The sequence below is a fragment of the Nocardiopsis oceanisediminis genome (genome assembly GCF_048595525.1).
GTDB lineage: Bacteria > Actinomycetota > Actinomycetes > Streptosporangiales > Streptosporangiaceae > Nocardiopsis_A > Nocardiopsis_A oceanisediminis.
This window is the reverse complement of sequence record NZ_JAFMZJ010000001.1, coordinates 5,805,395-5,830,768: the sequence shown is the minus strand read 5'-3', so window position 1 is coordinate 5,830,768 and position 25,374 is coordinate 5,805,395. Positions and strand designations below refer to the sequence as shown.

At 74.9% G+C, this 25,374-nt stretch carries 24 protein-coding genes and 3 tRNA genes; 15 read left to right on the top strand and 12 right to left on the bottom strand.

Going from position 1 to position 25,374, the window contains the following annotated elements; translation table 11 throughout:
- Positions 1 to 14: 14 nt before the first annotated feature.
- Both alc and J0910_RS25460 read right to left on the bottom strand, forming a co-directional pair.
- Complete coding sequence (alc, locus tag J0910_RS25465; RefSeq protein ID WP_420161070.1) at positions 15 to 1,154, bottom strand: allantoicase; 1,140 nt, start codon at positions 1,152 to 1,154, stop codon at positions 15 to 17.
- A 117-nt stretch (positions 1,155 to 1,271) separates the two neighbouring features.
- Positions 1,272 to 2,210: a LysR family transcriptional regulator gene (locus J0910_RS25460; RefSeq protein WP_420161069.1), complete on the bottom strand. Its 939-nt coding sequence runs from the start codon at positions 2,208 to 2,210 to the stop codon at positions 1,272 to 1,274.
- 252 nt (positions 2,211 to 2,462) lie between these two features.
- Here J0910_RS25460 and J0910_RS25455 point away from each other — a divergent pair, with 252 nt between their 5' ends.
- Complete coding sequence (locus tag J0910_RS25455; protein WP_420161068.1) at positions 2,463 to 3,266, top strand: fumarylacetoacetate hydrolase family protein; 804 nt, start codon at positions 2,463 to 2,465, stop codon at positions 3,264 to 3,266.
- 104 nt (positions 3,267 to 3,370) lie between these two features.
- Here the strand turns inward: J0910_RS25455 and J0910_RS25450 are convergent, their stop codons facing one another.
- Positions 3,371 to 4,846, bottom strand: a complete 1,476-nt coding sequence (locus J0910_RS25450) for a PTS transporter subunit EIIC (protein ID WP_420161067.1) — start codon at positions 4,844 to 4,846, stop codon at positions 3,371 to 3,373.
- Positions 4,847 to 5,032: 186 nt separating this feature from the next.
- Complete coding sequence (gene murQ / locus J0910_RS25445; RefSeq protein WP_420161066.1) at positions 5,033 to 6,016, bottom strand: N-acetylmuramic acid 6-phosphate etherase; 984 nt, start codon at positions 6,014 to 6,016, stop codon at positions 5,033 to 5,035.
- A gap of 167 nt (positions 6,017 to 6,183) precedes the next feature.
- Here murQ and gltX point away from each other — a divergent pair, with 167 nt between their 5' ends.
- The 5 genes from gltX (at position 6,184) to J0910_RS25420 (ending at position 8,841) form a co-directional block, all read left to right on the top strand.
- The gene (gltX, locus tag J0910_RS25440; protein WP_420162083.1) at positions 6,184 to 7,611 is read left to right on the top strand and encodes a glutamate--tRNA ligase; all 1,428 of its coding nucleotides are present in this window, start codon (positions 6,184 to 6,186) and stop codon (positions 7,609 to 7,611) included.
- 135 nt (positions 7,612 to 7,746) lie between these two features.
- A tRNA-Gln gene (locus J0910_RS25435) sits at positions 7,747 to 7,821 on the top strand.
- Positions 7,822 to 7,866: 45 nt separating this feature from the next.
- Positions 7,867 to 7,939 (top strand) — tRNA-Glu (locus tag J0910_RS25430).
- 137 nt (positions 7,940 to 8,076) lie between these two features.
- Positions 8,077 to 8,152, top strand: a tRNA-Glu gene (locus J0910_RS25425).
- Positions 8,153 to 8,373: 221 nt separating this feature from the next.
- Positions 8,374 to 8,841 carry a carboxymuconolactone decarboxylase family protein gene (locus J0910_RS25420; protein WP_420161065.1) on the top strand — a complete coding sequence of 156 codons (468 nt, stop codon included), beginning with the start codon at positions 8,374 to 8,376 and terminating at the stop codon, positions 8,839 to 8,841.
- A gap of 35 nt (positions 8,842 to 8,876) precedes the next feature.
- Here J0910_RS25420 and J0910_RS25415 read toward each other — a convergent pair whose 3' ends face one another.
- The 3 genes from J0910_RS25415 to J0910_RS25405 all read right to left on the bottom strand — a co-directional run bounded on the left by J0910_RS25415 (position 8,877) and on the right by J0910_RS25405 (position 11,244).
- Positions 8,877 to 9,563, bottom strand: a complete 687-nt coding sequence (locus J0910_RS25415; protein ID WP_420161064.1) for a MerR family transcriptional regulator — start codon at positions 9,561 to 9,563, stop codon at positions 8,877 to 8,879.
- A gap of 51 nt (positions 9,564 to 9,614) precedes the next feature.
- Positions 9,615 to 10,214, bottom strand: a complete 600-nt coding sequence (locus J0910_RS25410; protein ID WP_420162082.1) for a TetR/AcrR family transcriptional regulator — start codon at positions 10,212 to 10,214, stop codon at positions 9,615 to 9,617.
- Positions 10,215 to 10,317: 103 nt separating this feature from the next.
- Positions 10,318 to 11,244 (bottom strand): alpha/beta fold hydrolase, encoded by a 927-nt coding sequence (locus tag J0910_RS25405; protein WP_420161063.1) that lies wholly within the window; start codon positions 11,242 to 11,244, stop codon positions 10,318 to 10,320.
- A 94-nt stretch (positions 11,245 to 11,338) separates the two neighbouring features.
- Here J0910_RS25405 and J0910_RS25400 point away from each other — a divergent pair, with 94 nt between their 5' ends.
- On the top strand, positions 11,339 to 12,472 hold the full coding sequence (locus tag J0910_RS25400; protein ID WP_420161062.1) for a PQQ-dependent sugar dehydrogenase: 1,134 nt from the start codon (positions 11,339 to 11,341) through the stop codon (positions 12,470 to 12,472).
- A gap of 51 nt (positions 12,473 to 12,523) precedes the next feature.
- On the opposite strand, the gene J0910_RS25395 is transcribed toward J0910_RS25400, so the two are convergent.
- On the bottom strand, positions 12,524 to 13,078 hold the full coding sequence (locus tag J0910_RS25395; RefSeq protein ID WP_420161061.1) for a Uma2 family endonuclease: 555 nt from the start codon (positions 13,076 to 13,078) through the stop codon (positions 12,524 to 12,526).
- 50 nt (positions 13,079 to 13,128) lie between these two features.
- On the bottom strand, positions 13,129 to 13,812 hold the full coding sequence (locus J0910_RS25390; protein ID WP_420162081.1) for an IclR family transcriptional regulator: 684 nt from the start codon (positions 13,810 to 13,812) through the stop codon (positions 13,129 to 13,131).
- 195 nt (positions 13,813 to 14,007) lie between these two features.
- Between J0910_RS25390 and leuC the strand changes: the two genes are divergently transcribed.
- From leuC to J0910_RS25370, 4 genes are all read left to right on the top strand, one after another.
- Positions 14,008 to 15,405: a 3-isopropylmalate dehydratase large subunit gene (gene leuC / locus J0910_RS25385; RefSeq protein ID WP_420161060.1), complete on the top strand. Its 1,398-nt coding sequence runs from the start codon at positions 14,008 to 14,010 to the stop codon at positions 15,403 to 15,405.
- 48 nt (positions 15,406 to 15,453) lie between these two features.
- Positions 15,454 to 16,044: a 3-isopropylmalate dehydratase small subunit gene (gene leuD, locus J0910_RS25380; RefSeq protein ID WP_420161059.1), complete on the top strand. Its 591-nt coding sequence runs from the start codon at positions 15,454 to 15,456 to the stop codon at positions 16,042 to 16,044.
- Positions 16,023 to 16,292 (top strand): SCO5555 family protein, encoded by a 270-nt coding sequence (locus J0910_RS25375; protein ID WP_420161058.1) that lies wholly within the window; start codon positions 16,023 to 16,025, stop codon positions 16,290 to 16,292. The genes leuD and J0910_RS25375 overlap by 22 nt, the downstream gene beginning before the upstream one ends.
- Positions 16,293 to 16,370: 78 nt before the next feature.
- Complete coding sequence (locus J0910_RS25370; protein ID WP_017594741.1) at positions 16,371 to 16,652, top strand: HU family DNA-binding protein; 282 nt, start codon at positions 16,371 to 16,373, stop codon at positions 16,650 to 16,652.
- A gap of 54 nt (positions 16,653 to 16,706) precedes the next feature.
- On the opposite strand, the gene cofC is transcribed toward J0910_RS25370, so the two are convergent.
- Positions 16,707 to 17,339, bottom strand: a complete 633-nt coding sequence (gene cofC, locus J0910_RS25365) for a 2-phospho-L-lactate guanylyltransferase (protein WP_420161057.1) — start codon at positions 17,337 to 17,339, stop codon at positions 16,707 to 16,709.
- A 196-nt stretch (positions 17,340 to 17,535) separates the two neighbouring features.
- Between cofC and J0910_RS25360 the strand changes: the two genes are divergently transcribed.
- The 3 genes from J0910_RS25360 (at position 17,536) to J0910_RS25350 (ending at position 20,762) form a co-directional block, all read left to right on the top strand.
- Entirely contained in the window at positions 17,536 to 18,300 is a 765-nt protein-coding gene (locus tag J0910_RS25360; protein ID WP_420161056.1) for a lysophospholipid acyltransferase family protein, read from the top strand.
- Positions 18,297 to 19,307: an NAD(P)H-dependent glycerol-3-phosphate dehydrogenase gene (locus J0910_RS25355; RefSeq protein ID WP_420161055.1), complete on the top strand. Its 1,011-nt coding sequence runs from the start codon at positions 18,297 to 18,299 to the stop codon at positions 19,305 to 19,307. Before J0910_RS25360 ends, J0910_RS25355 begins: the two co-directional genes overlap by 4 nt.
- A 327-nt stretch (positions 19,308 to 19,634) precedes the next feature.
- Positions 19,635 to 20,762, top strand: coding sequence for a D-alanine--D-alanine ligase family protein (locus tag J0910_RS25350; protein ID WP_420161054.1), 1,128 nt, complete (start codon positions 19,635 to 19,637; stop codon positions 20,760 to 20,762).
- Positions 20,763 to 21,059: 297 nt separating this feature from the next.
- Here the strand turns inward: J0910_RS25350 and J0910_RS25345 are convergent, their stop codons facing one another.
- Entirely contained in the window at positions 21,060 to 21,995 is a 936-nt protein-coding gene (locus J0910_RS25345) for an EI24 domain-containing protein (RefSeq protein WP_420161053.1), read from the bottom strand.
- A 159-nt stretch (positions 21,996 to 22,154) separates the two neighbouring features.
- Here J0910_RS25345 and J0910_RS25340 point away from each other — a divergent pair, with 159 nt between their 5' ends.
- Positions 22,155 to 23,147, top strand: coding sequence for a hypothetical protein (locus J0910_RS25340; RefSeq protein WP_420161052.1), 993 nt, complete (start codon positions 22,155 to 22,157; stop codon positions 23,145 to 23,147).
- Here the strand turns inward: J0910_RS25340 and J0910_RS25335 are convergent.
- Positions 23,105 to 25,342, bottom strand: coding sequence for a UvrD-helicase domain-containing protein (locus J0910_RS25335; RefSeq protein WP_420161051.1), 2,238 nt, complete (start codon positions 25,340 to 25,342; stop codon positions 23,105 to 23,107). The two genes, J0910_RS25340 and J0910_RS25335, sit on opposite strands and share 43 nt — an antisense overlap.
- Positions 25,343 to 25,374: the final 32 nt, after the last annotated feature.

The following is a 25,374-nucleotide window of genomic DNA, read 5'->3' as shown; positions in this document are numbered from 1 at the left end:
GCCGCGCCGCGGGCTCAGGCCAGCTCGGCCCAGCGGGCGCGCAGGGCGTCCAGGCCGGTCGGGGTGAGCGCGCCGTGGAAGCGCACCCGGGAGTAGCCGCCGTCCGGGAAGACGTCGATCCGGGCGTGGGTGGCCGCGGGGGCGTCGGTCAGCAGGAAGCGGTGCGGGGAGTCCGGCTGCAGCCGGGTGCGCGGCAGCACCGCGGTCCAGGCGGCCGGGTCGGCCAGGTCGGACTTGGTCTCGTCGGCGAAGGAGATCTCCACCCAGCCGGCGGCGTTGCCCTTGAGGTAGGCGGTGTCGATCTCCACCGCGCGCACCTCGGAGTGGCCGGCCAGCCGGTAGAGCACCCAGTCGTTGCTCTCCCGGACCCGGCGGCGGCGGTTCTCCCAGCCGTCGTCCATCTTCCGGGAGCGGCCGGGCAGGATGGTGTTCTCCGGCGGGGAGTAGAAGCGGTCGGAGGCGTCCGCGACCGAGCCGCCGTTCTCCAGCGCGGCCAGGTCGAAGGAGCCGAGCGCGCCCAGCCACTCCGGGTCGGCGACCGGCTCGCCGTGCACCCGCAGCCGGGCGATGCCGCCGTCGGGGTACATCTTCAGCCGCAGGTGGGTCCAGCGCTTGGCGGAGTCCACCGGGAACCCGTTGGCGGCGTGCCCGCGCAGCTGGGAGCGGGGGACGATCTCGGTCCAGACCACGTCCGGGCCGAGCAGGTCCTCCTCGGAGGGGGTGCCCGGGACGCTGGCGGCCTCCACCGAGGCCTGCTGCGGGTAGTTGCCGCGGAAGTGCGCGGTGTCCACGACGATGCCGCGGATCACGCCGGGCAGGCCGAGCCGGATCAGCGTCCAGTCGTGCTCGCCGTCCCCGGGGAAGGGGCTCTCGGCGGTGTTGCGCCGGCGGCGGGTCTCCCAGCCGTCCATGATCTTGCCCTTGTGCCCGAACGCCTCCGGGTCGAAGACCGCGGGCTCCGGCTTGAGCAGGTTCTCCCGCTGGGCGAAGAACTCGTCGTTGGTCGCGATGGCGCCGGCGCCCAGGCGGCGGTCGGCCAGGTCGACCAGGGCCGTGAAGGCGTGCTCGGAGCGGCGGTAGTCGGCGTACGGGTCGCCGCCGGAGTAGGGGAGGGCGTCGTGGGCGTGCGGATCGGACGTCTGGTTCGCGGTCACGTCTCACCTTCTGATCGGGTGCCGGAAATGTACGGTCCGTACCTCGATGGGCCGTCTGCCGTCCAGTGTGCGCCCGGCCGATCCGTCACGTCCATCGCGATCTGCCGATCAGACTGTTCAGTCCGGCTGAACAGTGCGGGCGCCGGAGTCCTCGGCGTGCTCGGCGGCGGCGCGCTGCAGTGCGCGCAGCACCCGGGCCAGCCGCGGCCGGTCGCCGGAGCCGGAGCGCACCGCGGCGACCACGTGCCGCCGCGGCCGGTCGGCGCGGAGCTCGCGGACGGCCGCCCCCGGGCGCGGCGCGGGCGCGGCCATCCGCGGCACCAGCGCCACCCCCATCCCGGCGGCGACCATGGCCAGGATCGCCTCCCAGTCGGCGGCCACGTGCGTCTGCTCCGGGGTGAACCCGGCGTTGGCGCAGGCGGTGAGGGTGATGTCGCGCCAGGGGCCGGAGCCGCCGAAGATCCACGGCTCGCGGGCCAGGTCGGCCAGGCGCAGGCCGGGGGCGGCGGCCAGCCGGTGGTGCGCGGGCAGCGCCGCGTACATCGGGTCGGCGAGCAGCGTGGTCCGCTCGAACTTGGCGTCCCGCGGCGAGGGGGCGTCGGCGGCCAGCGAGAGCGCCAGGTCCACCTCGCCCGCGGCCAGCAGCTCGTAGGCCTCGGCCGCCTCGGCCTCGCGGATCCGCAGCTCCAGGCCGGGGTGGCGGCGGCGCAGGTCGGTGGCGGCCGGGACGACCAGGGCCGGCACCGCGGTGGCGAACGCGCCCACCGAGACCCGCCCGGCGTCGCCGCGGACGAACCCCTCCAGCTCCGCCTCGGCCCGCTCCAGGTCGGAGAAGACCTGGTCGGTATGGCGGAGCAGCACGTGCCCGGCGTCGGTGAGCCGGACCCGGCGGCCGTGCGCCTCCAGCAGCGCCGTGCCCACCTGCCGGGAGAGCGCCGCCAGCTGCTGGGAGACGGCCGACGGCGTCATCTGCAGGGCCTCGGCCGCGGCCCGCACGGTGCCGTGCTCGCCCAGTGCGCGCAGCACCCGGAGCCGGCGCAGGTCCCAATCGGTCATACCGGAAATGCTAAGGGAGGTTGAACATCGCCGGGGCGACCGTTCATCCGTGCAGAACGGACGCGCGGGCGGTGCGCGGCGCGGCCGCGCCGCCGCCCCGGCCCCGCCGGCGGCCCGGTCCGGCCCGCACCGCCGGGGACGGACCGGGCCCCGCTCCGGGGCGGGCGGCGCCGCGCCGCGGCGCACCGGCGCCGCCGCGTCGGTAATCTCGGGGGACAGGTACTTCGAGCTGGTGAAGGGGTGGGCGCGACCGTGCGCATCGCGAGGTTCTCCTCCGGGGACGATGTCGGCTTCGGGCTGGTCGACACCGACGTGGACAGCGGGGAGGAGTACGTCTCGCGGCTCAGCGGGCACCCGCTGCTCGGCCGCATCCAGCTGACCGGGGAGCGGGCCAAGCTGGACGACGTCCGGCTGCTCTCCCCGGTGCTGCCCAGCAAGGTGATCTGCATCGGCAAGAACTACGCCGAGCACGTCGCGGAGATGGCGGACACCACCGGGCCGGCCACCGAGGAGCCGGTGGTCTTCCTCAAGCCCTCCACCTCGGTGGTCGGGCCGAACGACCCGGTGTTCCACCCGAAGATCTCCGAGCGGGTCGACTACGAGGGCGAGCTGGCCCTGGTCGTCGGGCGGCTCGGCCGCGAGGTGCCCCCGGAGCGGGCCGGCGAGCTGATCTTCGGCTACACCTGCGCCAACGACGTCACCGCGCGGGACCTGCAGCGCAAGGACAAGCAGTGGACCCGGGCCAAGGGCTTCGACTCCTTCTGCCCGCTCGGCCCCTGGATCGAGACCGGCCTCACCCTGGAGGAGGCCTCCGACCTGCGGATCACCACCAGCGTCGACGGCGAGGTCCGCCAGGACGACCGCACCTCCAGCCTCATCCACCCGCTGGCGGAGCTGGTCTCCTACGTCAGCTCCTTCATGACGCTGGTCCCCGGGGACGTCATCCTCACCGGCACCCCGGCCGGCGTCGGCCCGGTCCGCCCCGGTCAGCGGGTCACCGTCGCCATCGAGCGGATCGGCGAGCTGGCCAACACGGTCACCACCCGGGAGGACTGACCCGGCCGGCTCCGCCGGCCCGGCCCCCGGAGCGGGGACCGGGCCGGCGGGCCCGCCCCGGGGAGGGCCGCGGAGAAGAGGGCGGCGCCCCGGCTCGGGACCGGCTACACCGGTGCCCCGGCGGTCTCGGGCCGCTCCGCCGCCGGGGCGTTCAGCTCGGTGAGCGCGCCCCTGCCGAAGCCGAAGAAGTAGGTCAGCGCGAACCCGGCGACGTACCCGGTGAGCAGCCCGGCGCCGTAGACCGCGATCGCCGGGCCGAGGCCCTGGCTCCCCTGGAGCAGCGGGAAGAGCGCCCAGCCGGACGGGCCGATCGCCGTCGAGCCGACCGTGGTGCCGAGCTGGCCCAGCAGGCCCACCACGCCGCCGCCGACCGCGCCGCCCGCGCAGGCGGTGATGAACGGCCGCCCCAGCGGCAGCGTCACCCCGTAGATCAGCGGCTCGCCCACCCCGAGCAGGCCGGCGGGGAGCGCCGAGCGGATCGTGTTCCGCACCCCGGCGTTGTTCTTCAGCCGGACGTAGACCGCGAGCGCCGCGCCGACCTGGCCCGCGCCGGCCATCGCCAGGATCGGCAGCAGCACGGTGTGGCCGTCCAGCCCGATCAGCGTGGTGTGGATCGGGATCAGCGCCTGGTGCAGCCCGAGCATGACCAGCGGCAGGAAGAGCCCGCCCAGGATGAACCCGGCGAAGCCGCCCGCCTGGGCCAGCAGCCAGTTCGCCGCCACCCCGATCGCCTCGGAGAGCTCGCCGGCCAGGTACATCAGGCCGTACACCGTCACCAGGCCGGAGACCAGCACCGCGATGGTCGGGGTGACCAGGATGTCCAGCGTCTCCGGCACCCACCGGCGCACCCACCGCTCCACCCGGGCGCAGAGCACCGCCGCGGCCAGCGCGCCGAGCACGCCGCCCTGGCCCGGGGAGAGCTCCACGCCGAAGGCCTGGACGTCGGCGACGCCGGCGAACGGGATGATCGCGGCGACCGCGCCGCCCAGGATCGGGGTGCCGCCGAACTCCTTGGCCGCGTTCATCCCGACGAACACCGCGATCAGCGACATGAAGCCGGAGGCCAGCGCGGCGAGCGCGGGCTGGGCCGCGGGCAGCCAGCCGAAGTTGGCCAGCAGCCCGTTGACGCCGGCCAGGATGCCGCAGGCGATCAGCGCCGGGATGAGCGGCACGAAGATGTTGGCGATGCGCCGCAGGAAGAGCTTGACCGGGGTGGCGTTGCGCCGCTTGTTCTCCGCCCGGATCGCCGCGCCCCGCTCGGCCAGCGCGGCGGCGCCGTCCGGCGCCGGGCGTCCCGGATCCTCCGCGCGCTCCTCGCGCTCGGCCTCGACCAGGCGGGTGAACTCCTCGGTGACCCTGCCGACCGCGCCCGGCCCGAGCACGATCTGGTAGGTCTCGTCGTCCACCACGCCCAGCACCTTGGGGTGCTCGCGGACCGCGGCGTCCCGGACCAGTGAGCGGTCGGCCAGGCCGAGCCGGAGCCGGCTGATGCAGTTGGCGATCGAGGTGACGTTGGCCTCGCCGCCGACCAGCGCGAGGAGGTCGCGCGCGGTCGCGGCGGGGGAGTCCGGTGCGCTCATCGGAAACCTTTCGGTGGATCCCTCGGCTTCGTACGGGGGATGGGGAGCGGACGCGGTCCCGTCGGGGGGACGGGGCGGGGTTCGGGGACGGGCGCCGGGGGCGCGGGCGCAGGGGGGAGGGCGGGGCCGGGCGGCCCCGGGCGGTGCGGCCCCGCCCGGGGCGCGGGGGTCAGGGCGGGGTGCGGGTCACGGAGCGGTCCTCTCGGCGGACGGCGGGGCCTGCCCGGCGCGGGCGGCGTCGACGGCGTCGCGCAGCCGCCCGCCGGAGCCGGCGAGCAGCCGGGCGGCCTCCTCCGGGCCGACCCCGCCGACCAGGGTGAGGATGGCGGCCTTCACCTCGCCGCCGGTCTCGGTGAGGGCCCGCTCGACGGCCTCCTCGCCGGCGCCGGTGGCCATCTCCACGATCCGCCGGGACCGGGCGCGCAGCTTCTCGTTGGTGCTGCGCAGGTCGACCATGAGGTTCCCGTAGGTCTTGCCGAGCCGGACCATGGTGACGGTGGAGATCATGTTCAGCACCAGCTTCTGCGCGGTGCCGGCCTTGAGCCGGGTCGACCCGGCGATGAGCTCGGGCCCGGTGTCCACCTCCACCGCGTGCTCGGCGGCGGCGCCCAGCGGGGAGCCGGGGTTGCAGGAGACCCCGACGGTCAGCGCGCCCGCCGCGCGGGCGTGGCGCACCGCGCCGACGGCGTAGGGGGTCCGCCCGGAGGCGGAGATCCCGACCACGGTGTCCTCCGGGGTCAGCCCGATCGAGGCGAGGTCGGCGGCGCCCGCGGCGGCGTCGTCCTCCGCCCCCTCGACCGCCTCCCGGATCGCCCCGGGGCCGCCGGCGATCAGCCCGACCACCTGGCCGGGGTCGGTGTTGAAGGTGGGCGGGCACTCCGAGGCGTCCAGCACGCCCATCCGGCCGGCGGTGCCCGCGCCGGCGTAGATCAGCCGTCCGCCCCGGCGCATCCGCGCGGTGAGCGCGTCGATCGCCGCGGCCACGGCCGGGGCGGCCTTGGCGACCGCCGCGGGCACGGTCGCGTCCTCGGCGTTCATCGCCTGGAGGATCGCTTCGGTGCCCATCCGGTCGATGTCGGCCAGATCGTCCCGGCGGGCCTCGGTCGCCAGCCCGGCGAGCTGTTCCCGCAGTTCCCGCTCGGCGGCGTCCGCGCTGTCGGTGGTGGCCATGGAGGAGGCCGTCCTTTCCCCGGTGAGGCGTCCCGGCGTGTCAGTAGGTTTCCTTCACAACTTTCCGCTGTCAAGAAGGTTAGCTACGAATCCACCGGTTACCGATACCCCCGGCCGGGGCGGTCGGCGCGGATAGGGTTGGTCGGGTGAGTGAGACTTCGATTCGTGTGCGCTTCGCGCCGTCCCCGACCGGCATGTTCCACGTTGGGGGGGCGCGATCGGCGCTCTTCAACTGGGCGCTGGCCCAACAGCAGACCGACGGCCGCTTCGTGCTCCGCATCGAGGACACCGACGCGGCCCGCAACCGCCCCGAGTGGACCGACGGGATCGTCCGGGCGCTCTCCTGGCTGGGCATCTCCGCCGAGGACCCGCACTTCGAGGGCCCCTACTTCCAGTCGGCCTACGCGGAGAAGCACCGCGAGACCGCCGAGGCGCTGTACAAGGCCGGCCGGGCCTACTACTGCGACTGCACCCGGGACGCGGTGGTGGAGCGGCGCGGCGAGCAGTTCCGCGGCTACGACGGCTTCTGCCGGGACCGCGGCCTGGAGCCCGGTCCGGGGCGCGCGCTGCGCTTCCGGGTCCCCGAGGGCGGGCCGACCGTGGTGGCCGACCGGATCCGCGGCCGGGTGGAGTTCGACCACGCCGCCATCGAGGACTTCGTGATCGCGCGCGGCGACGGCTCCCCGCTGTTCGTGCTGGCCAACGTGGTCGACGACGTGGAGATGGGCGTCAACGAGGTGGTCCGGGGCGAGGAGCACCTGTCCAACACCCCCAAGCAGCAGCTGCTCTGGGAGGCGCTGGGGCACACCCCGCCGGTCTGGGCGCACCTGCCGGTCATCGTCAACGAGAAGCGGCAGAAGCTGTCCAAGCGCCGGGACAAGGTGGCCCTGGAGTCCTACCAGGAGGAGGGCTACCTGGCCGAGGCCATGGTCAACTACCTCATGCTGCTGGGCTGGGCCCCCGGGGACGACCGGGAGATCATGCCCTGGGAGCAGATGGTGCCGCTGTTCGACATCGCCGATGTGAACAGCTCCAGCGCCTTCTTCGACGAGAAGAAGCTGCGCGCCTTCAACGGCGAGTACATCCGCGCGCTCAGCGCCGAGGACTTCGCCGAGCGCTGCCGCCCCTGGCTGGAGGGCCCGGACGCCCCCTGGGCCGCCGAGGACTACGACCCGGAGGCCTTCGCCGCCATCGCGCCGCTGGCCCAGAGCCGGATCGCGGTCCTCGGCGAGATCGTGCCCAACGTGGACTTCCTCTTCCTGGCCGAGCCGGTCTTCGACGAGAAGTCGTGGAACAAGGCGATGAAGCCCGGCATCGGCGCGGAGATGCTCACCGCCGCCGCGGAGCGCTTCGCCGACGAGAAGCAGGAGTGGGGGGCCGAGGCGCTCAAGGCGGCGCTGGAGGAGATCGGCGCCGCCCAGGGGCTCAAGCTCGGCAAGGCCCAGGCGCCGGTGCGGGTCGCGGTCACCGGCCGCACCGTGGGGCTGCCGCTCTTCGAGTCGCTGGAGCTGCTGGGCCGGGAGCGCACCGTCCGCCGGCTGCGCGCCGCGCTGGAGCGGCTCTCCTCCGCCGAGGCCGGAGCGCCCGCGGAGTAGCCGTGCGCGGGGGTGGTCCAGAGCACCCGGACCGCCCCCGTATTCGATTCGCGAGCACTCCGGAAGTCCGCTAAGGTTGAGCACGTCGCCGCGGGGGACGGGCCGGAAAAGGGCCGGGAAGCCGCGGAAACGCACTGGGGTATGGTGTAATCGGCAGCACGACTGATTCTGGTTCAGTTAGTCTAGGTTCGAGTCCTGGTACCCCAGCCAACGGCCCTCATCGAGGGTCGCGGGGCCGGTCACCGGCCCGTCTGGGCCCCCGTCGTCTAGTGGCCTAGGACGCCGCCCTCTCAAGGCGGTAACGGCGGTTCGAATCCGCTCGGGGGTACGCAACAGGGAGGGGCTCCCATCACCGTGGGGGCCTTTTTTCTGGGGTCGCCGCTCCGGCGCCGACCCGAAAACGGACAGATCACTGCCGACCCGGGCACTTCCGGAGTTCGGTAGGATGGGTTCCGAAGCACCAAGGCCCCCGTCGTCTAGTGGCCTAGGACGCCGCCCTCTCAAGGCGGTAACGGCGGTTCGAATCCGCTCGGGGGTACCAACGGGCAGGGCCCGCACTCGCAGAGTGCGGGCCTTTCCGCTTCTCCGGGCCCTCCGGGCCGGCGACCGCGCCCGAGCCGCGCCCCTGGCCCGGCCGTCGGCCCCTCGCCCCTCCAGTGGCCCACTTCACACCCGTTCCGGGGCTCCGGGCGTCACGCCTCCGCCCGGCCGGGGTGTCTCTTCTGCGAAGAGCAGCACCCCACGGAGGCGGAGGGAGCCCCCATGAGCACCGCAGCAGAGCACCGGCACGCACGCGTCGACGTCGCCGCCGAATTCGGCGAGATGTACCCCTCGGCGGCGGCCATCGGCAAGCTGGTCGCCGAGGCGCTCGGTGAGCGCCTGACCGAACTGGTCTACCTGCGCGGCTCCTACCTGAACGGCTGCGCGTTCTGCATCGACATGCACACCCGCTCCGCGCTCCGCGCGGGCCAGAGCGAGCGGAAGCTGTTCCTGGCCGCCGCCTGGCGGGAGGCCCGGGACCACTTCACCGAGGCCGAGCAGGCCGCGCTGGAGCTCACCGACGAGGTCACCCGGCTGGGCGAGCACGGAGTGAGCGACGAGGTCTACGGCCGCGCCGCCGCGCACTTCCCGCCGCGCGAGCTGGCCGCACTGATCACCGGGATCGCGCTGATCGCCTTCTTCAACCGGATCGCGGTCAGCACGCACAAGCGGCCGCCGGTGCGCGGCTGACCCGCCATCCCGCGATGATCGTGACGTTGCGGGGATCAGGACCCGGGGGCGTCGGCGGCGGGGGAGGCGTCCCCGCTCCGCTCCTCCTCGCGGCGGGCCCGGCCGCGCAGCGTCCGGGCGGAGACGTCCTCCTGGGCCATCCGGTGCATCGAGGCGAGCGCCCGCTCCATCAGGGTGCAGCAGACCGCCATGTACTCGACGGTGCGCTCCCGGGGCGCGTCCGGGTCGATGCCCGCGACGTCGAGCTCGGCGACGGCGTGCGCCGCGGCGGCGTACCGGGCGAGCAGCTCGGGGCCGGGGGAGAAGCCGAGCCGCTCCATCGCCTCCAGGGTGCGGCCCAGGGCGCGCCGGTCCGGGGAGAGGGGCGAGACCCGCCAGTCCAGGCCGGCCAGGAGGCGCTCGACCCGCTCGGCCTCCGGGGCGTCGCCGGCGGCGTCCCCGGCCTCCTCGGCGGCCAGGGTGTACTGCACGGTGCCGAGCAGGTCGTGCAGCTCCAGGCCGGTGTCGTCGACCGCGTCGAGCAGCCGGCGCACCCGGGCCAGCGGGACGCCGGCGACCTCGGTGAGCGCGCGCACCAGCCGGAGCCGGCGCAGGTGCCCCTCGGAGTAGCGGGCCTGGGTGGCCGAGGTGGCCTCCCCCTTGGGGATCAGCCCTTCGCGCAGGTAGAACTTGATCGTGGCGACCGGTACCCCGCTCCGCCTGCTCAGTTCCGAGATGCGCACGCCGCGGCCTCCTTCCCGGGGCGCCTCCGCGCCCCCGAGTGGAGAGTACCGCTATCCAATGTGCCGTGCGGCGAAGGCCTCCGCGTCGCCCGCCCCGGAGGCGCCGACCATCGCGAGCAGCTGGTCGAGCAGCCAGTCGGCCAGTTCGGCGGCGGGCATCGGGCGCTCCTCGATCCAGATCAGCACGGCCGACTCGACCGCGGAGATCCAGCAGCGCATCGCCAGCCGCACCCGGGGCGAGGGCCCGCCGGCCCCGGCGCGCTCCGCCAGCAGGGCCAGCACCTGGCCGCGGACCTCGTCGATCAGCGCCTCGGTCCGCTCGGTGGCCACCTTCGAGCCGCCGCGCAGCAGCGAGGTGTAGGCGGGGGCGTACCCCTCGGCGAAGGCGATGAACGCGCGCAGCGCGCGGCGCACCTGCTCGGCCGGGGGCAGCTCCTCCGGTGCGGCCAGCCGCGGCGCGAGCTCGTCGATCGCGCTGCGCAGCGCGGCGGTGCGCAGCTCGTCCATGTCCGAGAAGTAGCGGTAGACCAGCGCCCGGGAGACGTCCGCGGCCGCGGCGACGTCCTCCGGGGAGACCCGCTCCGGCGGGCGCTCGGAGAACAGCCGGAGCGTGGTGCGGACCAGGTCCTCCCGCCGCCGGTCCGGGGACATCCTGCGCGGGCGCCGCGCTCCGCCCGCCGGTCCGCTCGCCATCCGCCGCCGCCCTTCCGCCGCTCGCCGTGCACCGTCCAGTATCGGCGACCGGCGGCGGGGGTCACCGCGGGCCGGCGGCGCCGAGGCCGCGGACGAAGGCGTCCACCCGCTCGGCCACCGCGCCCGGGCGGGAGCGCGGCATCCAGTGGCCGCCCTCCACCGGCACGGCCCGGAAGTCCTCGGTCCAGCGGGCGGCCGCGGTCTGCGCGCCCTCGGTCATGAACACCTCGTCGGCGGGGAGCAGCACCTGGACCGGGACGGCGGTGCGCCGCTCGGCGGGTGCGCGCAGCCGGGGGCGGAAGTTCTCCCGGTACAGGCCGAGGCCGTTGAGGTGGTCGCGGAGGGCGCGCCGGGGCGGCGGGGAGCCGGCCGGCGGGCGGCCGATCCGGTCCAGGGCGCCGAGCACCGCGCCGCCGGCCCCGGTCAGCCAGGCCAGCTCGGGCAGGACCGGCAGGTGGAAGAAGGCGATGTAGCCGGAGCGCACCGCCTGGTCGGCGAAGGCGCGCAGGGCGCGCGGCGACGGCCGCAGCCGGGAGCGCAGCCACAGCGCGGCGTGGTCCAGGCAGGGGCCGGAGATCGAGGTGTAGGAGGCGAACGCCGGGGCGTGCCGCTCGTCGGTGACCGCGTGCCAGGCCGCGATCGACCCCCAGTCGTGCGCGAGCAGGTGCACCGGTCCGCCCGGGGAGGCGGCGCGGGCGACCCGGGCCATGTCGTCGGCCAGCCGGTCCAGCGCGTAGCCGGAGCGGTGCCGGGGCGCGGTGGAGGCGCCGGCGCCCCGCACGTCGTAGGCGACCACGTGGTACCGGTCGGCCAGCCGGGCGGCGACGCCGTCCCAGACCGAGGAGTCGTCCGGGTAGCCGTGCACGCAGAGCAGGGTCGGCGCGGCCGGGTCCCCGTGCTCGCGCACCGCCAGGCGCAGCCCGTCCGCGGTGGCCGCGTACCGGAGGCGGGGGGCCGCCGCGGCCTCGGCCGCACTCGTGTGAGACATGGCGTCATGTTAAACAAGGTGTCAGTAAGGCGCCAGGGCCCGCGGAGCGGCTCTTCCCGGGATACGGCGGGGCCGCGGCGGGCAGGAATCCGGCATGCGACGACACGCCCGCCCGCGCGCCGCGGCCGCCCTCCTCGGTGCGGCCCTGCTCCTCCCCGCCTGCTCCGGCGGGGCCGGAGAGCAGGCCGCCGGGGGCGGTGGCGGCGCCGCGGAGCAGCCGCGGGCCACCGACCGGCTGGTCCCGCCCGGCGAGCCGGAGACGGTCGCCGACGGCCTGGAGACGCCCTGGTCCATCGCGTTCCTGCCGGACGGCTCGGCGCTGGTCGGCGAGCGGGACACCGCCCGGGTGCTGCGGGTCTTCCCGGACGGCGGCACCGAGGAGGCCGGCGAGGTGGACGGGGTCGCCCCCTCCGGCGAGGGCGGCCTGCTCGGCCTGGCGGTCTCCCCGGAGATGGGCGAGGACCTGGAGGGCGCGGTGTTCGCCTACTTCACCTCCGGCTCCGACAACCGGATCGTGCGGATGGACTACGGCCCGGACGGCGGGCTGGGCGGGCAGGAGACCGTGCTGGACGGCATCCCCTCCGCCTCGTTCCACAACGGCGGCCGGATCGCGTTCGGCCCGGACGGCCACCTCTACGCGGGCACCGGCGACGCCGGCGACACCGGGAACGCCCAGGACCCCGACTCGCTCGGCGGCAAGATCCTGCGGATGACCCCGGACGGCGACCCGGCCCCCGGCAACCCCGGCGGGACCCTGGTCTACAGCGGCGGGCACCGCAACGTGCAGGGCCTGGCCTGGGACGGGGACGGGGCGCTGCTGGCCACCGAGTTCGGCCAGGACACCTGGGACGAGGTCAACGTGATCGAGCCGGGCGGCGACCACGGCTGGCCGGAGACCGAGGGCACCGGCGGCGGCGAGGGCGCCGTCGACCCGGTGGTCACCTGGACCACCGACGAGGCCTCGCCCAGCGGCGCGGCGGTCGCGGAGGGCTCGCTGTGGGTCGCCGCGCTCCGCGGCGAGCGGCTGTGGCGGGTGCCGCTCACCGGCGACCCGGACGACCCGGTCGCCGAACCGGAGGCGCTCTACCAGGGCGAGTACGGCCGGCTGCGCGCGGTGGCGGCCGCCCCCGGCGGCTCCGAGCTGTGGATCACCACCAGCAACCGGGACGGCCGCGGCGACCCCCGCGACGGCGACGACCGGATCCTCCGCGTCCCGCTGCGGGGATAGCCCGTCGGCGCCAGGGACGCCCGGTGGAAGGCGGCGGCGTCTTTTCGGCGGTCAGCCGATGGCGGCGGTCCGCAGCGGTCCGCTGAAGGGGGCCTGGAGCGGGAGGTCGTCGCCCGTGGTGATGTGCATCTGCTTGCGGTAGACGCCGTTCTCCGGTTCCTCGAAGAGGGTCCAGCGCCGGTTCTCGGTGTCGATCAGCAGGTAAGCGGGGATCTCGCCGTATGCGTAGCCGCGCGGCTTCTTGACCCGGTCCGTCTCCGCGTTGCTCGGCGAGGTGATCTCCACGGTGAGCAGGGCCTCCTGGGAAGGGAACTTCCAGATCTCCTCGGTGAGCAGGGAGGACGGGAGGACGGCCAGGTCCGGGATGTAGCGCTCGCCGGTCGCGGGGATGGCCAGGGTCACGTACTGGACGATCTCCCACTCGGCCGGCAGCAGGCCGCGCAGCGCGTACTGGACCCGGGAGGCGAGCAGGGCGTGCGAACCGAGCGGAGTGGGGGACACGACGACCTTCCCATCGATGATCTCCACCCGGTAGCCATCGGGGGCCTCGATGTGGTCGGCGAGGGTGCCGAGATCCTGCATCAGGCCCGTGACGGGCATCGCCATCGCTCGCCCTCCTTCGTGGACCGCGGAATTCCACTATAGAGCGCGGGCGCTCACGCCGCCTCGTGGTTGTGCAGGGCCTCGGTGATCTTCTCCGCGGCGGCCGTGACGGCCTTGGCGTGCAGCCGGCCGGGGGAGCGGGTCAGGCGCTCGATCGGGCCGGAGACCGAGACCGCGGCGATCACCCGGCCGCCCGGTCCGGAGATGGGGGCCGACACCGAGGCGACGCCCTGCTCGCGCTCGCCGACGCTCTGCGCCCAGCGGCGCCGGCGGACCTGGGTGAGGCTCTGCGCGGTGAAGTGCGCGCCGCGCAGCGAGCGGCGGATCCGGTCGGTGTCCTCCCAGGCGAGCAGGATCTGGGCGGCCGAGCCGGCGTTCATCGGCAGCTCGCTGCCGACCGGGACGGTGTCCCGCAGGCCGCTGGCCCGCTCGGCGGCGGCCACGCACACCCGGACGTCGCCCTGTCTTCGGTAGAGCTGGGCGCTCTCCCCGGTGAGGTCGCGCAGCTGGGCCAGGACCGGGGTGGCGGCGGCCAGCAGCCGGTCCTCGCCGGTGGCGATGGACAGCTCGCCCAGCCGCGGGCCGAGGACGAACCGCCCCTGGCTGTCCCGGGTGACCATGCGGTGCCGCTCCAGGGCGACGGCCAGCCGGTGCGCGGTGGGGCGCGCCAGGCCGGTGATCTTGACGAGCTGGGCCAGGGAGGCCGGGCCCGCTTCGAGGGCGTCCAGGACCGACATCGTCTTGTCCAGGACACCGACGCCGCTGGATGAGCTAGAGTTGTCCATGGCTTGATATTGCCGTCTCGCTATTTGGAATGCAAGTCCGGTCCGACGCGCGTCTCCGCGCCGCGCGGGCGGGTGCCGGGAGGCGGCGGGCCGCTCCACACGTCCGCTCCGTACACGGTCCAGCGATACAACCGGGAGGCGTCGCAGATGGCACGCACGATGGCCGAGAAGGTCTGGGAGGAGCACGTCGTCAGGCGTGCCGACGGGGAGCCCGACCTGCTCTACATCGACCTGCACCTCGTGCACGAGGTGACCAGCCCGCAGGCCTTCGAGGGCCTCCGGCTGGCCGGCCGGGGGGTGCGCCGCCCCGACCTGACGGTGGCCACCGAGGACCACAACGTGCCCACCGAGAACATCCTCGGCCCGATCGCCGACAAGGTCTCCCGCACCCAGATCGAGACGCTGCGCAAGAACGCCGCCGAGTTCGGCGTCCGGCTGTTCCCGATGGGCGACATCGACCAGGGCATCGTGCACGTGGTGGGCCCGCAGATGGGGCTCACCCAGCCGGGCATGACCATCGTCTGCGGCGACAGCCACACCAGCACCCACGGCGCCTTCGGCGCGCTGGCCTTCGGCATCGGCACCAGCCAGGTGGAGCACGTGCTGGCCACCCAGACGCTGCCGATGACCCCGTTCAAGACCATGGCGGTCACGGTGAACGGCACGCTCGCGCCGGGGGTGACGGCCAAGGACATCATCCTGGCGGTGATCGCCGAGATCGGCACCGGCGGCGGGCAGGGCTACGTCATCGAGTACCGCGGCGAGGCGATCCGGGCGCTGTCCATGGAGGCCCGGATGACCATCTGCAACATGTCGATCGAGGCGGGCGCCCGGGCCGGCATGATCGCCCCGGACCAGACCACCTTCGACTACATCGAGGGCCGCCCGCACGCCCCGGCCGGGGCCGGCTTCGAGGCCGCCGTCGAGCACTGGAAGAGCCTGCGCAGCGACGAGGACGCCGTCTTCGACAAGGAGGTCGTGCTCGACGCCGACCGGCTGAGCCCGTTCGTCACCTGGGGCACCAACCCGGGCCAGGGCGTGCCGCTGGACGCCGAGGTGCCCGACCCCGCCGCGATGGAGGGCGCCGACGACCGGGCCGCGGCCGAGAAGGCGCTCGCCTACATGGACCTGCGGGCCGGCACCCGGATGCGCGACATCAGGGTGGACACCGTCTTCCTCGGCTCGTGCACCAACGGCCGGATCGAGGACCTGCGCGCCGCCGCCGAGGTGATCAAGGGCCGCAAGGTCGCCGACGGGGTGCGGATGCTGGTGGTCCCCGGGTCGATGCGGGTCAAGGAGCAGGCGAACGAGGAGGGCCTGGGCGAGGTCTTCACGGCGGCCGGCGCCGAGTGGCGCGAGGCGGGCTGCTCGATGTGCCTGGGCATGAACCCCGACCAGCTCAAGCCGGGCGAGCGCAGTGCGTCCACGTCCAACCGCAACTTCGAGGGGCGGCAGGGCAAGGGGGGCCGCACCCACCTGGTCTCGCCGCTGGTGGCCGCGGCGACCGCGGTGCGCGGCACGCTCTCCTCGCCCGCGGACCTGTGACCGGGCGCCCCTGACGCCCCTGCGACGACGAACGGAGAACGACGAGCCATGGAGAAGTTCACCGTCCACACCGGGCGCGGCGCCCCGCTGCGCGCGAGCAACGTGGACACCGACCAGATCATCCCGGCCGTTTACCTCAAGCGGGTGGCGCGCACCGGGTTCGAGGACGGGCTGTTCGCCGCCTGGCGGGCCAACGACCCCGACTTCGTGCTGAACCAGGAGGCCTACCGGGGCTCCGACGTGCTGATCGCCGGGCCGGACTTCGGCACCGGCTCCTCCCGCGAGCACGCGGTGTGGGCGCTGCAGGACTACGGCTTCAAGGCCGTGCTCTCCCCGCGCTTCGCCGACATCTTCCGCGGCAACGCGCTCAAGGGCGGGCTGCTGGCGGTGGTGCTGCCGCAGCCGGTGATCGAGCGGCTGTGGGAGACCGTGGAGGCCGACCCCTCCGCGCCGGTCACCGTGGACCTGGTGGAGCGCGAGGTCCGGGCGCCCGGGCTGACCGAGCCGTTCGAGATCGACGACTACACTCGCTGGCGGCTGATGGAGGGGCTGGACGACATCGCCCTGACCCTGCGGCACACCGACGACATCGACGCCTACGAGGAGACCCGGAGGCCATGGCTCCCGGTGACCAGGTAGACCCCGGACCCCCCTCCGAGGGCGCGGAACCGCCGCCCGGAGCGGAATTTTACCTTGATTTGGCGAAGCGGCTGAAGGAGGCCCACCGGCTGGCCGAGTCGCTCCCGGAGGGTGTCCGGATTCCGGTTATTCGTAGGCTTTTGACTGTCACGGAAGCGGTCAAAAGGGATCCTGTTCGCGGTTCCGAGCGTCTCGACCGGATGCTGAAGGAGATCTCTTCGCAGGTCGATGAGTCCTCGACACGCTGAAAACAGGGGCGTTTGTGTTTGTGCGGACCCCCTCCGGTCCCCTAATTTCGTGCGAGCAAGGGGGAACCGGAGGAACCAATGAACAAGCGTGACCTGATCGACGCGATCTCCGACCGGTTGGGGGACAAGAAGACCGCAACCGAGGCCGTCAACGCCGTGTTGGAGACCATCCAGAAGACCGTCGCCGCCGGCGACAAGGTCGCCATCACCGGGTTCGGCGTGTTCGAGAAGGCCGAGCGCGCCGCCCGCACCGCCCGCAACCCCGCGACCGGGGAGGCCATCCAGGTCCCCGCGAGCTTCGTCCCGAGGTTCCGGGCCGGGGCCGACTTCAAGGACCTGGTGAACGACAAGAAGAAGTAACCCGACGCATCGCGGCGCCGCCCGGCCCGGAAGGGCCCGGCGGCGCCGCGCCGTTCACAGCCCCAGCCGCTCCAGCGCCGCGGCGGTGTGCCGGCCGACGCCCAGCCCGCGGGCGGCGTCCAGGTCGGCCGGGGTGTCGGCGTCCCGGCGCAGGCCGGGAAGGCCGGCCCGGGACAGCTCGACCGCGCCCAGCCGCAGGTGGCGGCGGCGCGACGGGCCCTCGAACGCCGGGGCGAACTCCGCCCCGGGCGCGGCCGCGTACAGGGTGGTGCCCACCCCGGCGGCGTCGGCGACGAAGGAGCGCGGATACCGGGCCGCGTCGTCCAGCGCCCGCTCCAGCTCCTCGGAGCGGAGCGCGGGCAGGTCGGCGGAGAGCGCGCACACGCCCCGACCGGGGTCGCGCAGCCGGGCCGCGGCGGCGCCGTGCGCCAGCGCCGGGTTGAGCCCGGTGCCCGGTTCGCCGCCGACCACCGAGGCGCCCAGCCCGGACAGGGCCCGCTGGGCCCGGGGGTCGTCGGTGACCGCGAACACCGCGCCGACCCGGGCGCAGGCGGCCGCGGCGGCCACCGTGTCCCGGGCGAAGGCCAGCGCCAGCTCGCTGCGGAGCGCCCCGCCCAGCGGGGACAGCCGGGTCTTCGCCTCGGCCAGCCCCTTGACCGGGACCAGCACCGACCACAGCTCGCCCACCGGTGCTCCCCCCCTGACCGCCGATGGAACCGGATAAACCCGATCATCATACGGCGCAGGGATCGGCGGGAACCGCCCGTACCGGCATGACGTGGGCGCCTTCCCGGGCCGCCTAGACTGGACCGACCGCAGGAGACCGTCCCCCTCCGGCCCTGCGGGGGTGCACCTGGAGAGCGGGGCGAATCCGGAGGAGCCTGTGGCGAAGCAACGCGAGTCGCGGTGGGTGAAGGTCGTCGTGGCCTCCATCGTCCGCCCGATCATGCGGACGCTCACCAAGCCGGAGTGGCGCGGACAGGAGAACATCCCGCGCAGCGGCGGTGTGATCATCGCCGCCAACCACCTGTCCATGGCCGACCCGCTGACCATCGCGCACTTCCTCTACGTCGCCGGTCGCCGCTGGCCCACCTTCACCATGAAGGAGGGCGTGATGCGGATCCCGGTGGTCCGCTCCGTCGCCAAGAGCACCGGCCAGATCCCGGTCAAGCGCGGCAGTACCGAGGCGATCAAGGCGCTCGGCGAGGCGGAGACCGCGCTGACCAGGGACGGATCCTCGGTCATCTTCTATCCCGAGGGCACCGTCACCCGCGACCCGGAGCTGTGGCCGATGGCCGCCAAGACCGGTGTGGCGCGGCTGGCGCTGAGCACCGGCGTGCCGGTCGTCCCGCTGGCCCACTGGGGCGAGCACGAGATGCTGGAGTACGGCACCAACAAGCTGAGCCTGTTCCCGCGGAAGCGGGTGCGGATGGCGGCCGGCCCGCCGGTGGACCTGTCGGCCTACCGGGACAAGCCGCTCACCGGGACGGTACTGCGCGAGGCCACCGCCGAGATCATGGCGGCCATCACCCGGCTGCAGGCGGAGATCCGCGGCGAGGAGCCCCCCGCGGTGCCCTACGACCCCAAGCAGGCCCGCCAGGACAAGGCGGTCGAGGACGGCGACAACGGGAAGGCGGGCGCCGCATGACGAAGGTCGCGGTGATGGGCGGCGGGTCCTGGGGGACCGCGTTCGCCAACGTGCTGGCCGACGCCGGGCAGGCGCGGACGGTGCTGTGCGGCCGGCGGGCCGAGGTCGCCGCGGCGGTCAACGAGCGCCACGAGAACCCCGACTACCTCCCCGGCATCGCGCTCAACCCGGGGCTCTCCGCCACCGCGGACCCGGCCGAGGCGCTGTCCGGGGCGGACTTCGCGGTGGTCGCCGTGCCGTCCCAGACGCTCCGCGCCAACCTGCGCGACTGGGCCCCGCACGTCCGCCCCGGGGCGGTGGTCGTCAGCCTGATGAAGGGCGTCGAGCTCGGCACCTCGCTGCGGATGAGCGAGGTGATCGCCGAGGAGCTGGCGCTGCCGGAGTCCCAGGTCGCCGTGGTGACCGGCCCCAACCTGGCCCGGGAGATCGCCGAGCGGCAGCCGGCCACCGCCGTGGTCGCCTGCCCGCACGAGCCGACCGCCGTGCGCCTGCAGCACCTGTGCAAGTCCGCCTACTTCCGCCCGTACAGCAGCACCGACCTGGTCGGCGCCGAGCTGGGCGGGGCGGTGAAGAACGTCATCGCGCTGGCGGTGGGCGTCGCGGTCGGCATGGGCTTCGGCGACAACGCCAAGGCCTCGCTGATCACCCGCGGCCTCGCCGAGACGGTGCGGCTGGCGGTGGCGCTCGGCGCCGACGAGCACACCCTGGCCGGGCTCGCCGGGATGGGCGACCTGGTGGCCACGTGCAGCTCGCCGCTCTCGCGCAACCGCACCTTCGGCGAGCGGCTGGGCTCCGGGCTCACCCTCGAGCAGGTCGTCGCCGAGACCAGGCAGACCGCGGAGGGCGTGAAGTCCTCGGAGTCCATCCTGGCGCTGGCCCGCAAGCACGGCATCGACATGCCGATCACCGAGGCCGTGGTCGGGATGATGCACCACGACCTGTCGCCCGCCGAGGCGCTGATGGCGTTCATGTCGCGCAGCGCCAAACCGGAGCGGTACGGGGTCTGACCGGCGGTCGGCCCGGGACACCTGGGCGCGGGGTGGTATCCGCGGCGGCTCCGGTCACGTAGGCTCCACGACGCACCGGTGCGCATCCGGCGCGCCGGCGCGGTGGCTCCTCCCCGGTGCCGGAGGCGGTGCCCTCCGGCCGCGCACCGGAGCGCCGCTTCCCGGGCCGCGCGCCCGATCCGGTCGCGGCGCGGGCCGGTCGTCCGGCGCGGCGGGGAAGGCAGCAGGAGGGCGGGGCGGTCCCGGGTCGGGGCCCGCTCCGGCAAGTCCGGACGCCGCACATCGCGGTTTTCGGGTCGGTTTTAAGGCGAGATAGGGTCGGGCAGCATGGCCGAGCAGCGTAAAATCCGCGTCGCCGTCGTCTTCGGCGGACGCAGTTCCGAGCACGAGATCAGCTGCGTCACCGCGGGCAGTGTGCTGTCGGCGATCGACGCGGACCGCTACGAGGTGGTGCCGATCGGCATCACCCGGGGCGGAGAGTGGGTGCTCGCCCCGTCCGACCCGGAGCGGCTGGCCATCGGCGCGGCCAAGGAGCTGCCCACGGTGGAGAGCGCCGCGCCCGGCGGCGCCCGGCTGGCGCTGCCCTTCGACGCCGCCTCCGACCTGCTGGTGATGGGTCCGGACGAGGTGCCCGCCCGGCTCGGCGAGGTGGACGTGGTGCTGCCGCTGCTGCACGGCCCCTACGGCGAGGACGGCACCATCCAGGGCCTGTTCGAGATGATGGGCGCCCGCTACGCCGGCGCCGGGGTGTTCGCCAGCGCCGCCTCCATGGACAAGGTCTACATGAAGGCCATGTTCACCGCGAACGGCATCGCCACCGGCCCCTACCTGGCCGTCACCGACCGGCAGTGGCGCACCGAGCGCAAGCGGGTGCTGGACGACGCCGCGGCGCTGGGCGGCACGGTGTTCGTCAAGCCGGCCCGCGCCGGCAGCAGCGTCGGCATCACCCGGGTCGCCGACACCGCCGACGCCGACGCGCTGGCGGCCGCGATCGAGGCCGCCCGCGAGCACGACCCGAAGGTCATCGTGGAGGCCGCGGTCTCCGGCCGGGAGGTCGAGTGCGGCGTGCTGGAGGGGCTGGACGGAGCCGCCCCCGAGGCCTCGCTGCCCGCGGAGATCCACGTCGCCGAGGGCTTCGACTTCTACGACTTCGAGGCCAAGTACCTCTCCAGCAGCAGCCTCACCATCCCGGCGGAGCTGCCCGCCGAGGCGGTCGAGCGGATCCGCAAGGCGGCCGTGGCGACCTTCGAGGCGCTGGGCTGCGAGGGCCTGGCCCGGGTCGACTTCTTCTACACCGACGCCGGCGAGGTGCTGGTCAACGAGATCAACACGCTGCCCGGCTTCACCCCCAGCTCGGCCTTCCCGAAGATGTGGGAGGCCACCGGGGTGGACTACCCGGCCCTGGTGGATCGCCTGATCACCACCGCGCTCAGCCGCCCCGCCGGCCTGCGCTGACCCCGGACGGCCCCGGCGCGACGCGCACCGGGGCCCTTTCCGCGGTCACCCGGGGCCGCCGGGCGGCGGCCGCGTGCCCGCTCCGCCGCCCGGACCGGCCCGCACCGCGATGGCGGGCGCGGCCCGCGCTCCGTTCCCCGGCCGGTCCGGAGGAGCCGCGGCGCGGACGAGGGGCGGGGGAGCCGCCCCCCGCCCGCCGCACGGGCGGAGGGTCCAGGGCGGCGGGGGAGGCGCGTCCCTTCCCGGCCCGGGAGGGCGGCACCGCGCCGCCTCTGCGCGGCCCCCGCCGGGGGCGGCCTAGCGGAGGCCGCCGCGGGGCGCGCTCGGGCCGCCGTACGGGTTCTGGGGCCCTTGGGGCGGACCGCCGTACGGGCCCTGGGGCGGTGCTCCGTACGGCCCCTGGGGCGGGCCGGTGTACGGCCCCTGGGGCGGTGCGCCGTAGGGGCCGCCGGGGGGCGGGGGCGCGCCCGGTCCGGGGCGGTGCGCGGGCAGCAGCCGCCGGGTCAGGATGGTCCCGCCGGCGGTCGCCGCCGGGAACACCAGCACCGCCACGAACGGGATCGCCAGCAGCAGGTAGCAGGGGACGGCGAAGCCCAGGGAGAGCGCCCTGTGCCCGGCCATGGCCCGGCGGCGCTCGCCCAGCCGGATCAGCCCGCGGCGGTCGAACGCCGCGCCGACCAGCTCCATGCCGAGCATCCACCCGCCGAACAGCGCGGAGACCACCGGGACCACGGTCTGCCCCACCACCGGGATGAACCCCGCGGCGAACAGCGGCAGCGACACCAGGGCGGTGATCGCCACGATCACCAGCGACTGCCGGACCGACCGGGCCATGGAGGAGACCAGCGGCTCGTCGGACTCCGGGGGCGCGTCGCCCAGCTCGTCCTCGACCGCCTCGGCGATCAGGTCGTACAGCGGCGCGCCCAGCGCCAGGGTGAGCCCGGTGAAGGCGACCACCATCAGCAGCACCGTCCCGGCGGTCAGCACCGCGCCGGCGGCCACCCGCACCGCGGTGCGCCACCCCTCGGCCCAGCCGTCGGCGAACGGGGTGGTCCAGGCGGCCAGGTCGTCGATGTTGGTCAGCAGCGCCACCAGCACCGCGACGAACAGCAGCGAGGTGAACAGCGGCGGGATCGCCCCGAGGAAGAAGAGCTTGGGGCGGCGGAGCACCATCCCCGCGCCGCGGAAGAGGATCGCGGCTCCGGAGAACACGTCCCGAACGGTTGAGATCATGGCCCTGGAGCCTACTGGGCGCCGGGGGCGGGCCGCCCTCCGCCGTCCACAGGCCTCCGTCCACAGGCCTCCGTCCGCGGGGCCCTGTCCACAGGGGGGCCGTCCACAGGTCCGGGGAAGGCCTCGCGCCGGGACGGTGCGACGCGGTCCGATGGGGCCATGGCAGAACTCCCGTACCCGCCCCCGCCCGGCCTCTCCGCCGCCCTCGGCCTCGCCGCGGCCCAGCACGGCGTGCTCGGCCGCGACCAGGCCCTCCGGTCCGGGCTGAGCGCCGGCCGCGTCGGCGCCCTGGTGCGCGCCCGGCGCTGGCGGATCCTCCGCCCGGGGGTCTACTACGTCCGCGACGGACCGCCGCCGCTCGCCGCCCGGGCCAAGGCCGCCCAGCTGGTCTACGGGCCGCGCGCGGTGGTCGCCGGCCCCACCGCCGCCCGGCTGTGGGAGATGCAGGGCCCGGTCCCCGGCCCCGGCTTCGAGCACATCCACCTCAGCGTCCCCGGGCGCGGCCGCGGCACCGCCACCGGCGTCCGCCTGCACGGCTGGGACGTGCCGGCCGGCGAGGTCACCCTGCGGCACGGCATCCGGCTCACCACCCCCGGGCGGACCCTGCGCGACACCGCCCTGCTCACCGACCGGCACACCGCGGTGAGCGTCCTGGACTCCGCCCTGCAGCAGGGCCTGGTCGACCCGGGCGACCTGCCCGGGCTGCGCGACGCCAACGCCGGCCGGGCCGGGGCGCCGCGCAGCCGCGGCTGGTGGGAGGAGTGCGACGGCCGCGCGCAGAGCACCTTCGAGACCCGGCTCCGGCTGGTCTGCGCCGACGCCGGGGTCGCCCCGGAGACCCTGCAGTACCCGGTGCACACCGCGGACGGCGGCCTGGCCGGCCACGCCGACCTGGCCTGGCCGAGCTGGGGGGTGGTCGCCGAGGCCGACGGCCGCGGCGCGCACGCGCTTCCCGGCGCGCTCTACGCCGACCGGAGCCGGCAGAACCGGATCGCCGTCGCCCCGGAGCGGCTCGTCCTGCTCCGGTTCACCTGGAGCGACCTGCGCCACCCCGGCCAGATCGCGGAGCTGGTGCGCGCCGCCCGGGACTCCGCCGCCCCGGGCGGCGGTCAGGGCAGGAAGGGGCTGGGGTCGCCGTGCCAGCTGACGTAGAGCCGCTCCCGGGCCCGGGTGCAGGCGACGTAGAGCAGGGAGCGCTGCGCGTCCAGGTCGGCGCGGTGCTGGTTCTCGTCGATGTCGGGGGCGGTCACGTGGTCCATCAGCGGGAGCGCCGAGGCGGTCGCCCCGGTGACCGCCACCGCGCGGAACTCCAGCCCCTTGACCCCGTGCATGGTGGTGACCCGCACCGATCCCGCCTCGTCGGTGACCGAGTGCCGGCCGGGGTTGAAGATCGTCGCGGGCAGCGCCCGGGCCCGCAGGTGCGCGGCGACGGAGTCGCGCAGCCGGTTGGTCCGGGCGGTCACGCAGACGTCGCCGGGGGCGATGCCCTCGGCGAGCCAGCCGCGCACCCGCTCGGCCAGGGCGTCCAGCTCGTCCGGTTCGTCGGCGGCGCCGCGCACCTCCGGCGGCGGCCCGCTCAGCACGCAGCGCACCGAGCCGGGCGGCTCCGGCGCGGCCTCGCCGAGCTCGTTCGGCACCCGGCCGCGCATGATCCCGTCGGCCCAGGTGAGGATCTCCTCGGTGGTGCGGTAGTTGACCCGCAGCGGGTAGGAGCGGCCCACCACGCCGATGCCCAGCTGCTTGAAGGAGACGGTGTTGTCGTAGATGCGCTGCCGGTTGTCGCCGGTGATGAACATGTCGTTGGGGCCGTGGGCGACCGCGGCGCGCAGCGTGCGCCACTGCATCGGGTGCAGGTCCTGGGCCTCGTCCACGACCAGGTTGGTGTAGGGCTTCTCGCCCCGCTCGGCGAGGAGCCGGGCGGCCTCGGCGTGGATCTCCTCGGCGGCCAGCGCGCGCCCGGTCCGCATCCGCGCCCGCGCCTCGCTGATCGCGTGCCACACCGCGCGCCGCCGGTCGGCGTCGAGCGGGGCGGTGCGGCCGCGCCGGGCGTCCGGGTCCAGGTACCCCTCCAGGGTGCCGATGCCCTGCGCCATCACCACGTGCCGGTACTCCGAGTAGAGGAAGTCCGGGGGGAAGTCCAGCCGGTGCTGGCGGGCGATGTTGGCGAACAGGCCGCGGGTGTCGGTGCGCAGCCGGACGTCCGGCCGGGCCTCCTTGACCACGTCCAGGGCGAGCTTGTCGGTGGTGACCACGTCCACGTCGTCCAGGAGCTCGTCCGGGAGGAGCAGCGCCAGGTTCCGCTTGAGCGACTCGACCAGGGCGTTGGTGAAGCTGGTGAGCAGCACCCGGCCGTCCAGCGGCAGGTGCTCGGCGAGGAACTTCACCCGGTGCAGGGCGACCACCGTCTTGCCGGTGCCGGGCCCGCCGGAGACCTTGGCCGGGCCGCTGAAGCGCGCCCGGTAGGCCAGGTCGCGCTGCTTGGGGTGGAGGAAGACCCGCCAGGCGTTGAACTCCCCGGCCAGGACGTCCTCGACCTCCTGGTCGTCGCCGACCACGATGACCCGCTCCCGGGTGTGCCGGATCGCGGTGTCGTAGTCGTCGGTGGCGACCGCGCCGATCCGCGGCCGCCGCGGCGCCACCACCTCCTGCAGCACCCGCTGCACCGAGTGGCCGTCGGCCAGCGCGGCGAGCACCTCGTACTGGTCCTGGGGGAGCGCCGGCCGCCAGGCGCGCAGCTCGGCGGCGTCCTTGAGGGACCGGCAGAACCCGCGGATCTCCGGGTCCACGCCGAGCCGCTCCAGGTCCCGGTCGGTCACCCCGTCGAACGGCCCGCCGCCGGGCCCCGCCTCCGGTTCCGCGCCCCCGCCGGCCGGGGCGCCCGCGGGCGCCCCGTTCACCGCGGCGCCGGCGGGCGCGGATCCCTCCCCGGGGGCGCCGGGGGAGGCGGCCGCCGGGCGCGGCGGGGCGGAGGGCTCCGCCGACACCACCGGGGCGAGCGCGGCCGCGTCCCGCCGCTCCAGGGTGCCCATCACGCTGTTCACGTCGTGCCGCTGGCCGGAGGCCCAGCCCTCCGCGTTCTCCTTGGGCAGCAGGTGCACCAGGAGGAACGTCTCGCCGGACTCGGGGGCGAGCATGACGCCGGTCCAGGTGTCGCTGAGCCGGAACGTTCTGATCCGCGGGTCCTGGCCGTGCGGCAGCGGGCGGATCCGCAGGTCGGGGTGGGCGATCAGGGCTTCCCAGGACAGCTCGCGGAACTTCCGGGTGACTGCGCGGAGCCGCTCGCGCGTCGGCCCGTCGAGTTTGTCGTACTGAGGAAGACACGTCGCGTCGATGGCCAGCTGGGGCATGGGCCTCCTCAACTCCAGGCGCGCGGGCCGGC